The sequence below is a fragment of the Treponema sp. genome, assembly GCF_052169735.1.
Lineage (GTDB): Bacteria > Spirochaetota > Spirochaetia > Treponematales > Treponemataceae > Treponema.
Window position 1 is genome coordinate 22,975 of record NZ_JBQNBW010000029.1, and the last position, 9,592, is coordinate 32,566.

The window sequence follows — 9,592 nt, forward strand, 5'->3', positions numbered from 1 at the left end:
AAGGGGAGTACTAATATGAGAACACAAGCCGAAATTCAAGCGGATATTGCAGCAGTGCAGGCTGCCCTCGAAGATGTACACGGTTCGCCGACAGAAGTGTATGCCCGCATCGTTGGGTATTACCGTTCTGTCCGTAATTGGAATAAAGGCAAGCGTGAAGAATTTGATCAACGCACAATGTTTACTGATAAAAATGATAAAACTGCTGTGTATGCCGGCTCTCAAAAGAGAGAGTCGTGCGCAGCTATACAATATCCCGCATTGCTGGAAGTGTATACCCGTCGCACCTGTCCTCATTGTCCGCCGGTAAAAGAATATTGCAATGAACTTGATATTCCTGTCCGTTATATTGATGCAGATACTGATGAAGGCTTAAAAACAGCGGCGGCACACGGTGTCCGCTCCTGTCCTGCCGTGATCATGTATAATGCTGAAGAAAAAGAAATCGCCCGTGCATATTCTGTTGCTGATCTGAAAGCATACGGCTTGCAGCCTTGTACGGTAAAGGTGAATATTGCCTAAGATATGAATGTCGGTTTACAAAAAACCTCTCTTGTAAACTACCCGCGCCGGCTTGCTGCTGCGGTTTTTTTACCGGGCTGCAATCTCCGCTGTCCGTATTGCTACAATGCAGAACTGGTCTGTGCTTCGGTTTTGCACGGACCGGTGATAAGAGCCTCTGCGGGAGGCAATAATGATTATGTGCCGGTTGAAGCGGTCTTTGAACATATTGAAAAAAGAAAATCGGTTTTGCAGGGGCTAGTAATCTCCGGCGGTGAGGCTTTGTTGTCTCCTGTAGTACCGGAACTGATTGTACGGGCAAAAAAAGCTGGGCTTGCAGTCAAGCTTGACACAAACGGACTATTGCCCGATGCTTTACAGGCACTGCTTGGTGATCGAGCGCTATGCCCCGATATGGTTGCCCTGGATATAAAAACCAATCCATCCCGGTATGGAGAACTGCTGGCAGCTCGGCAGGACGGCTCTCCCGCAGATGGGCTGCACGCCGAAACGGCGCTCAAAAAAACACTCAAACTTTTACAAACACCGGAAGCCTCTGCACATCCGGTTGAAATAGAGTACCGGACGGTGTTTGTACCTCCGCTTGTACAAGCCGCAGATATACAGGCTATTGCTGATCTACTGCAACACGACGCGCAGTGGTTTTTTGCCCCATTCTTACCGGGACAGTGTTTGAACCCTGCTTGGAATAAAATCCGTCCCTACACAATGGAAGAAATGAAGCAGCTGATACTGCTGGCACAGACAAAAATTCCGCATAGTACGTTACGGTAATCGAACTGCTAAAAACACACTTTGTAGGAAGGGCTTTCCCAAAAGATATGGCGTTGGAATGCAAAACGGCAGCTGAGTCCGATGGAGACACAGCTGCCGTTTTTATTCGTGCGGAGGGGTTAATACCCCGACGCTTGCGTCGGGGTTGTTGATTACAGAGGAAAGGCTATGTGCCTAAAACAAAGCGGTTTCGCTACACCTTAAATTTTTCGATTTCCTCAGTAACATGTGTAGCATTTTTCGTATTGCTGACAGCTATATCATTCACTTCCTGCACAGCCTTGTTTACCTCCGTGACTCCTACCGACATTTCCGACATATTTTGAGTAATTTCATCGGAAAGCCGTGCAAGTTTGTCAATACCTTCAGTTATATTAGTTGCTTCTGTCAAAATTTCATTTGAAGCGCGTTTGACCTTGGTGGTTACTTCGTTCATTCCTTTGATAACAGAAAGCAGGTTTTCTCCACCCTGTTTTTGTTCTTTCATAGTACGGATCATACCATCTTCTTGACGGTAGATAAAATCCATCATTGTACTGATTTTTTCGAACTGTTCAGCAACTAAGGGGCCCGCACCATTCAGACTTTCAATCTTATGCTTTAACTCTTCCAAGACTTTTGTGATACTGGTACCCTGTGCCCCGGATTCTTCGGCGAGCTTCCGTATTTCATCAGCTACAACCGCAAATCCTTTACCGGCTTCCCCGGCATGCGCTGCTTCGATTGCGGCATTCATAGCAAGAAGGTTTGTTTGACTTGCAGTATTTTGAATAACGGTAATAGCATCGAGCAACCCTTCCGACTGTTCCGTAATGACACGGGTCACCTCTACTACCATTGCAACAGTTTCTTTACCGGTATGGGTAGTTTTTTCAAGCGTTTTAATTGATTGCAGGTTCTTTTCCGCTCGGCTCTGAAGTGTTTGTATGTCTTTTACAATTTCTTCAAGCGAAGCCGACGATTGCACAATGCTTTTTGCCTGACTATCAATATGAGCATCAAGATCGGCCATCGTTTGCGTGATAGTGCTCACCTTTTGTGCGGTTTCGGTTACTTCCGCATGCTGCTGCATAATACGGCTTTCGGTATGTTCGATATTTCCGGTAATTTGATTAAGCGCTACCGATGATTCCATCATTTTTGCAGAGAGCGTTTTGCTCACCGCCAGCATATTTTTTGTCGATTCGATAATGATGGTAAAGGATCTGCGTATCTTTGCAATAGCATCATTCATAACCGCGGCGATACTGCCTGTTTCATCGGTATGCACATCCGATTGGATGGTAAAATCTCCCTCTGCAACTTTCTCAAAAAAGCCGTTGATCCTATTAAACCGAATAAAGACAGTGCGCAGGAATATTTGAGTTGCAATAATAATAAGAATCAGCAGCCCGACTGTCCAGAGTATTGAATAGTGCAAAATCGAAAAGATTGGAGGGACAAAATCGCGGAGCGGTACTGCTAAAACGGCATAGTATGGTAAGTTGTCTAATTGTTTTTTTACAACGATCATCGTTCCAAGCGATGAGTCGTTATAGGATTGCAAATTACCATACCCTTTTACGGTAGATAAAACGCCTACAATAGTATCCAGCTTTTTAGTTGTATAATCGGCATTAGAACAGAGGGAAATCTTACCCGTATCATCAATAACGCCAACCCAAGACTGCGAACTAGGCAGAGAAGACTTCATCTTTGTAACGGCTTTTTCTAAATTTACCGCCATACCGGCAAAACCGATCGCCGTACCGGCTGTATTGAAAATTTTCACATCAAACCAAAAATTGATTTCGTTCAGTGTTTTACTGTAATCCAGATTATAAAAAATTTGCTGCGGCTTCTGCAGTAAAGTGAAAAACCAGCTGTCCGCTGTATCTGTTTCTTTCAATGTATCTTTTTTGATGTTTTTTGTATTGTCAACCACATAATAACCGCCGGTTAGCTGTGAAGCGACAAATGCGGTAGAAAACGGTGCTTTTTTGCTGAGACTGATGAGCATATCGGTTACCTGTGCTCCGCTGCGGCTGTCTGTTTCCCGGCTTTCAAACCATTGCAGCAAATATGGCTCCGTTGCTAATTTTTCTGAAAGCGCTAAGCCGACGGCTAAATCCTTTTGAAGCTCACTGGCTGAAGAATCCAGCATAAATGGTACATCTTGGTAGAAGTTACTTTCGATGTAGGATTTTGCCTGTGTGACCGTAAAGGCTAAAGATCCACAAACAGCGATCATAAGTGCTATTGACAAAAAGAAATTCACTGATGTACATATTTTCATATACTCTCCGCACGATACGATAAGATAGGATTTTACGGGAAATACTAAAATAGCAATTCCAGCAGAGTTCCCGTATGGTTACAGACAAAGTGTACTGTATTTTTAAAAGTTGATCTAGGGTGCTTTTCGGCATCAGAGTACTATAAATACATCGGAACCCTCTATACAATGCATTTACCGCAGTTTTGTAAAAAGCAGCTATTTAGTCTTCCAGTTCAGGGATTCGGTCTTTGAGCTCTCTCAAGAATTGTTCGCCTGTTACGCCTTCCCGCAAACAGATAAACACACAGTTATCCCGCCCGGCAATAATTCCGAGTATCGATTCAAAATTCATATTTTCAAGCGCCATAGAAATCAGATCAGTATGCCCCGAATATGTTTTGATAACAGCCATATTGCCGGAACAGTCAATAGAAATGTAGCCGCGCAAGAAATCTTGCACTCCGGCCTGCTCTGCTTCGTGGGGACGGTCTTCGCTGGGAACGGTGTACACATAATCACCCTTAGCATTCGAAACCTTGCTGACCTTGAGCATCTTTAAATCACGCGACAATGTTGCTTGTGTTACAAAAAAACCCTCACGATCCAAATATCCCTGCAGCATTTCTTGAGATTCAATGGGATATGATGTTATCAATTTTCTGATTGTTTTTAACCTTGTAAGCCTCTGTTTCACGTATGCCACCTGTACTCATAGTGCATAAATACTTAAAAAAGTCAAGAAAATCATCCGGCACAGAGCTATCGGGATATAACCCCAACCAGGTTGCTCACGGTTTACTCCGCTACGCTTCAGTATCTTTTTTTACGATTCTTACTTTTCGTGCAGGTTTTTGGGGAGCATCTCGCTTGGTGAATATCTTCTTTTTTGGGGCATCTCCGGCTTCCGTACTCCGCTGCTTTTTTTCCCGTTTTTCTTTGAGCTGTTCCTTCCGCTTTTTTTCAATAAACTCAAGGCTTTGGTTCAATCCTTGTAAAAAAGTTTGCATTTCATCTTGAAACACCACGATTGCGTGGCGGTCAAAGCCTGCTCCATCAGTATTTTTGCTTTCTACAATCTGCAAAAATACATCACCCAACCGGTTTTCTTTTACATTGAAAAAATATGTCCGGTTTTCTACCGGAATTTGCGTTGTGAATAATTCACCTCTAATTCCCATTGTTTTATCCTTCCCTTATACCCGATGGGCATCTTAAAAAACGAAGCGTGTTAAGAGACACCCTGTGTTATTAAACATTCAAAAAGCACTGTTTCAAACAGTACCGGACGGCATCACTTAGTAAGCGCGGCATCAGCCCTGCGTACCATCTCTCCTTGCCATTGCACAAGGTAGACTTCGGCATCTTGATTGTCTCCTTTAATATCAGCCATGATACGGAATACCGGTTCGGTACCGGAACCGCGCATCCAGATAAAGGCAACCGGTATATGATCGGCTGTATAGAACTGCACCTTGAGTCCGCCCTTTCCGGACAGCCCAAAATCGGCAAAATTTTCCGTACACACTGTTCGATTGTAGGAAAATACCTTACAGGATTCAATGCCGAACTGGTCTTTTAATAGCTGCTTTTTTTCCGCCCATTCTTGCATAAAAATCTTCTGATACGCTGATTTGAGTGCAGCATGATCAGTTGTGCCGATATGCATCAACGCCCGTGCTTCCTGCGTGGGGGTTGTCCGATAGTGCGGCAGCGTTGCGATAATATCTGCAAAGGTAAAATTATCCCGATACTTTGCAGTCTGCCCCGACCGTTCACACCAAATATGGAACGGACATGGTGCGCCGGAAACATCCCGTATCAAAAACAGTTTGCTGATGGCAAAGAGTGTGTTCAACGGGTCGCGCACGGCAGCTGGATAGGTAATATTGCCGCCGTTTGAACCTTCACCCAAAATCCGTACGGTGTACCCGTAGCGGCGGGCATCTTCTGCACGGTTTACAACATTCGCCTCCCCTACTTCTGCATAGAACACTTCGGCACCCAACGCGGCGGCAATCTCGTTAATGCGGAGCGAGGTCGGTCCGTTTACCGTAACCGCAAGCGGTATTTTATCCTTGCCGCAATAGTGCATATAGCTTAATTCGGCAAGCACTGACAGCGCAAAAACCTCCTGCGCATCCAGTATCAGCGCTTTTTGCTGTGCTTCATCCCAGTAGATAATATTGCCGCGGTCGCCGTCGCAGTCCGGCATATAACCAAACAGCGTGTTTTCTGCCCGGGCGGGATCGGTATGATGCAAGCGTTCCAGTGCTTCCGCACACGTTTTGAGGTTATCACCTTCGGGGATAATGCCGTGCACAATTTCTCCGGCTTTTTCTGCAATACCGATAAGCTGCATACCCTGCTGTTCAAAGAAACGCCGGTCAACAGAGGCTGCACGGGCGCTGCCGTTAAAATCCGCTACCAGCGTAAAGGGCTTGCCTGCATTGGCAAGCGCTGTACACTGCGCTTTAATCCCGGAAAAAAATGCTTCTTGTTCCTTGACATCGGTTGAGTCGGCAATAACCGTTTGTAAAAAGCTTTGATACGCAGCAAGAGCTGCCTGTTTATGAGCTGCCTCCGCTTCAAGTATTGTGCGGCACCGCGCAGCGTCAACCGAGGTACGCAAACCGGCTGCTGTTTCCCGATGGGCTGCAGCGCATTTCTGGGTAAACCGAGCAATAAGCCGGGCGGACTGCTCCCCGTCAAGTACACCGCCGTTCGCCAAGCCGAATTTAAAGCCGTTATGCCCGATGGGATTATGACTTGCGGAAATATACATGAAAGCAGCCCCGGCAGACCGGGCATACGCCATAATCTCCGGCGCAGCGGTTATTCCGGTAGACTGCACGTCAGGCTGAGAAGGAGCTGCTGTAAGAGCCAAGACAGCTTCTTCCAGCAGTACGGCTCCGGTGGGACGGCTATCCCGCGCTACAACTATGGTGGTAATTGCCGGAAATTCCTCATGCAAAAATTCCGCAAATACTTGAGCTGCAAAAAAAACAATATCACGGTCTGCTGCGGTAATTTGAGGATCAGCATCGCTTTCAATGCCCGATGGAGCAAAGACTTTCCGCCAGCCTGAAGCCGAAAGAATGAGCTTATCAAAAGCCGCCTGCAGCTCAGGGTATAGTGTATTCATTGCCGGTCTCCTTTGCAGCGCTGTTACCGATTTAAAAATGCGCGGTAGGCGCGGTAGGCCATTAAAATATCAGCCTTACTGACCAATTCGATGGGGGCGTGCATGGATAAAACCGGCACACCGCAGTCTACAACCTCTGTACCGTATTTAGCCAGAATATACGCAATGGTTCCGCCGCCGCCGGCATCGGTCAAACCGAGCTCCGCCGTTTGCCACACAACTTTGTTGGTATCGAACAAGTGCCTAATCTCTTGCAGATATTCAGCATTGGCATCATTTGACCCGCTCTTACCGCCTGAACCAGTGTATTTATTGATACAAATTCCGCTGCCGATATAGGCTGCATTCAATTTTTCAAAAACAGAGGGGAATGCCGGATCATAACCCGCAGACACATCGGCAGACAGCATACACGAATGGGCAAATGCACGGCGGACACCGATATCGCAGGGAGCCTTTTGTAAGGCTGCAAGCTCTGCAACCATATTTTCAAAGTACAACGCTGTCATTCCGGTATTTCCAACCGAACCGATTTCTTCTTTATCTGCAAAGAGGGCAACTGCTGTCTTTTCCGGAACGCCGGTAACATCGAGTATTGCCCGCAGTGTTGTGTATGCACACACACGGTCATCGTGTCCATGTCCAGCAACCATCGAATTATCCAGCCCGACATGACGAGCCTTTCCTGCCGGAACAACTTCGAGTTCTGCAATTCTGAAATCTTCTTCTACAATACCATACTTTGTATTCAGTATTTTAAGGATGTTTTCTTTGACAGGATTGGCACTTTCCTTTTTTGCATCATCCCCGTCTTTTTTCTCCTCTGGAGCAGCAGGTTTCATGTTGCCGACCAACACGTTGAGCTGTTCCGCAGTTATTCCTTCTGCCAATGTTTCCTGCAGCTGTTTTTTTGAAAGGTGAATCAGTAAATCGTTGATAAACAAAACCGGATCATTTTCATCTTCGCCGATACAAATTTCGACTTTTTTTCCTTCCTTTGTAAAGATCACACCGTGAATAGCAAGCGGAATTGTTGTCCACTGGTACTTTTTAATACCGCCGTAATAGTGCGTCTTTAAAAAAGCAAGGTTTGAATCCTCATAGAGCGGCATTTGCTTGAGGTCAAGTCGCGGACTGTCAATATGAGCGCCGACGATATTCATTCCTTCGGTAATATCCTTCCCCAGCACCATCATCACCACAGATTTGTCTTTATTATTGAGATAGACCTTGGTGCCAGCAGGAGCTGTACCGCTTTTAATAACCTCTTCAAGCGGTTTAAAACCGGCAGCCTTTGCATGCTGTATGATTTGAGCGGTACATTCACGCTCTGTTTTTCCATGATTTAAAAATGCGATATAGTCTTGAGAGAATGTCTGCATTTCTGCAAGTTCTTCTGCAGTCAGCGTTTCCCATGCCGTTTTTGCCTTATATGCCAGTTCCATATTAAATCCCCCTTAGGTAATGTCAATAACCATTACAGTATATAATATTGAAAAGAATTATAAAAGAGCTTTTTACGATGGGAACCGAAGCAACGTGTTTTTGGCATCCCCGAATCAACAGCCCTAACGCGGCTTATGAGCATTTACTCTCCGCACGAATAAAACTGATAACACCCGTTACCACGGCTACCACATTGTGCTTGCGGCGGCATACCGTTTACAGTAAGATGCCGGTATGGCAGGAAATACTTTTGGAACTCTTTTGAAGGTTACTACTTTCGGCGAAAGTCACGGAGCGGCAATCGGCGCTGTTATTGACGGTTGTCCCGCCGGTATTCCGCTTACCGTTGAAGATATTGCTGCAGACTTACGAGCTGCGCGTCCGGCAGGTGCCTTTGAAACAGCACGCCGTGAAGCAAACACACCAGAAATCCTTTCCGGTGTGTTTGAGGGCTTTACCCTTGGAACACCGATTGCCGTACTGATCCGCAACGCCGATGCCCGCCCGCATGACTACGGAGCGCTCAAAACCTTGTACCGCCCCGGTCATGCGGATTTTGCCTATGAGGCAAAATACCGCCGCCGCGACTGGCGCGGCGGCGGGCGGGCATCCGGGCGCGAAGCCGCAGCACGGATCGCAGCAGGCGCTGTGGCAAAAAAGATACTTGCACACTACGCAAAACGCCCGGCAACATCCTTTTATACTGCGGATGCTGCACAGACAGGTATTCCTCCTGTGGAACAATTCCATACCGCATCCCCCATCAGCATTGCGGCTGCAGCAATAGAGATTGCCGGTATTCCTTGTAAACCGCCGGTAAGGATGGCGGATGAGCTGCCTGCTGCAATCCGGGATGTCCTTGCGGAGCTAAAAGCCGCAGGAGATTCCGCCGGAGCGGTGATTGAGTGCCGGATAGGCTGTGTTCCTCCCGGTCTCGGTGAGCCAGTCTTTGACAAACTGGAAGCGGAACTCGCAAAAGCAGTGCTGTCCATCGGCAGTGTGAAGGGGATTGCCTTCGGTGCAGGATTTCAGATTGCCCGCATGACCGGCTCGGAAGCCAATACTGCCGGTAAAAATCATCATGGAGGGATCGCCGGAGGAATTTCCGATGGAAATGACATTGTGTTTCAAGCAGCAGTAAAACCCGTACCTTCCATCGCACAGGAACAGCTGATGCAAAGCAGCACGGGAGAGTATGTGCGGTATGCAATTACCGGACGGCATGACGTATGCCTCTACCGGCGGATAATGCCCGTGATTGAAGCGATGACGGCGGTGGTGATGGCGGATATGATCATGCGGCAACAGACGGACTTTTGATAATCAACAACCCCGACGCTTGCGTCGGGGTTGTTGTTCTCATAAGGTGGTTGCAGTCGGCTTTAATACCCTTTGCTACGACGCAGAGCGTCGGGGTATTAAACCCTCGTATAATAAAGTCATAGAATTAT

General features: G+C 46.8%; 9 protein-coding genes. 4 read left to right on the top strand and 5 right to left on the bottom strand.

Going from position 1 to position 9,592, the window contains the following annotated elements:
• The first annotated feature begins 15 nt into the window (after positions 1-15).
• Positions 16-522, top strand: a complete 507-nt coding sequence (locus ACTTJ8_RS06335) for a glutaredoxin family protein (protein WP_442720650.1) — start codon at positions 16-18, stop codon at positions 520-522.
• Positions 523-525: 3 nt separating this feature from the next.
• Positions 526-1,296 carry a radical SAM protein gene (locus ACTTJ8_RS06340; RefSeq protein WP_442720651.1) on the top strand — a complete coding sequence of 257 codons (771 nt, stop codon included), beginning with the start codon at positions 526-528 and terminating at the stop codon, positions 1,294-1,296.
• Between the two features lie 193 nt (positions 1,297-1,489).
• On the opposite strand, the gene ACTTJ8_RS06345 is transcribed toward ACTTJ8_RS06340, so the two are convergent.
• The 5 genes from ACTTJ8_RS06345 to ACTTJ8_RS06365 all read right to left on the bottom strand — a co-directional run bounded on the left by ACTTJ8_RS06345 (position 1,490) and on the right by ACTTJ8_RS06365 (position 8,140).
• Positions 1,490-3,571 carry a methyl-accepting chemotaxis protein gene (locus ACTTJ8_RS06345; protein WP_442720652.1) on the bottom strand — a complete coding sequence of 694 codons (2,082 nt, stop codon included), beginning with the start codon at positions 3,569-3,571 and terminating at the stop codon, positions 1,490-1,492.
• A gap of 202 nt (positions 3,572-3,773) precedes the next feature.
• Positions 3,774-4,247 carry an arginine repressor gene (locus ACTTJ8_RS06350; protein ID WP_442716083.1) on the bottom strand — a complete coding sequence of 158 codons (474 nt, stop codon included), beginning with the start codon at positions 4,245-4,247 and terminating at the stop codon, positions 3,774-3,776.
• A 109-nt stretch (positions 4,248-4,356) separates the two neighbouring features.
• Positions 4,357-4,731: a PUR family DNA/RNA-binding protein gene (locus ACTTJ8_RS06355; protein ID WP_442716082.1), complete on the bottom strand. Its 375-nt coding sequence runs from the start codon at positions 4,729-4,731 to the stop codon at positions 4,357-4,359.
• A 113-nt stretch (positions 4,732-4,844) separates the two neighbouring features.
• A complete protein-coding gene (locus ACTTJ8_RS06360) occupies positions 4,845-6,695 on the bottom strand; it encodes a phosphoglucomutase (RefSeq protein WP_442720653.1) in 1,851 nt (616 codons plus the stop codon).
• Positions 6,696-6,718: 23 nt separating this feature from the next.
• A complete protein-coding gene (locus ACTTJ8_RS06365) occupies positions 6,719-8,140 on the bottom strand; it encodes an aminopeptidase (protein ID WP_442720654.1) in 1,422 nt (473 codons plus the stop codon).
• Positions 8,141-8,187: 47 nt separating this feature from the next.
• Between ACTTJ8_RS06365 and ACTTJ8_RS06370 the strand changes: the two genes are divergently transcribed.
• Both ACTTJ8_RS06370 and aroC read left to right on the top strand, forming a co-directional pair.
• Entirely contained in the window at positions 8,188-8,406 is a 219-nt protein-coding gene (locus ACTTJ8_RS06370) for a hypothetical protein (protein WP_442720655.1), read from the top strand.
• Entirely contained in the window at positions 8,376-9,461 is a 1,086-nt protein-coding gene (gene aroC, locus ACTTJ8_RS06375; RefSeq protein WP_442720656.1) for a chorismate synthase, read from the top strand. Before ACTTJ8_RS06370 ends, aroC begins: the two co-directional genes overlap by 31 nt.
• Positions 9,462-9,592: the final 131 nt, after the last annotated feature.

Excerpts from the sequence above, each read along its gene's own strand:
- ACTTJ8_RS06335 (WP_442720650.1), top strand. The coding sequence starts at position 16 with ATGAGAACACAAGCCGAAATTCAAGCGGATATTGCAGCAGTGCAGGCT.
- ACTTJ8_RS06340 (WP_442720651.1), top strand. The coding sequence starts at position 526 with ATGAATGTCGGTTTACAAAAAACCTCTCTTGTAAACTACCCGCGCCGG.
- ACTTJ8_RS06345 (WP_442720652.1), bottom strand. The coding sequence starts at position 3,571 with ATGAAAATATGTACATCAGTGAATTTCTTTTTGTCAATAGCACTTATG.
- ACTTJ8_RS06355 (WP_442716082.1), bottom strand. The coding sequence starts at position 4,731 with ATGGGAATTAGAGGTGAATTATTCACAACGCAAATTCCGGTAGAAAAC.
- ACTTJ8_RS06360 (WP_442720653.1), bottom strand. The coding sequence starts at position 6,695 with ATGAATACACTATACCCTGAGCTGCAGGCGGCTTTTGATAAGCTCATT.
- ACTTJ8_RS06365 (WP_442720654.1), bottom strand. The coding sequence starts at position 8,140 with ATGGAACTGGCATATAAGGCAAAAACGGCATGGGAAACGCTGACTGCA.
- aroC (WP_442720656.1), top strand. The coding sequence starts at position 8,376 with ATGGCAGGAAATACTTTTGGAACTCTTTTGAAGGTTACTACTTTCGGC.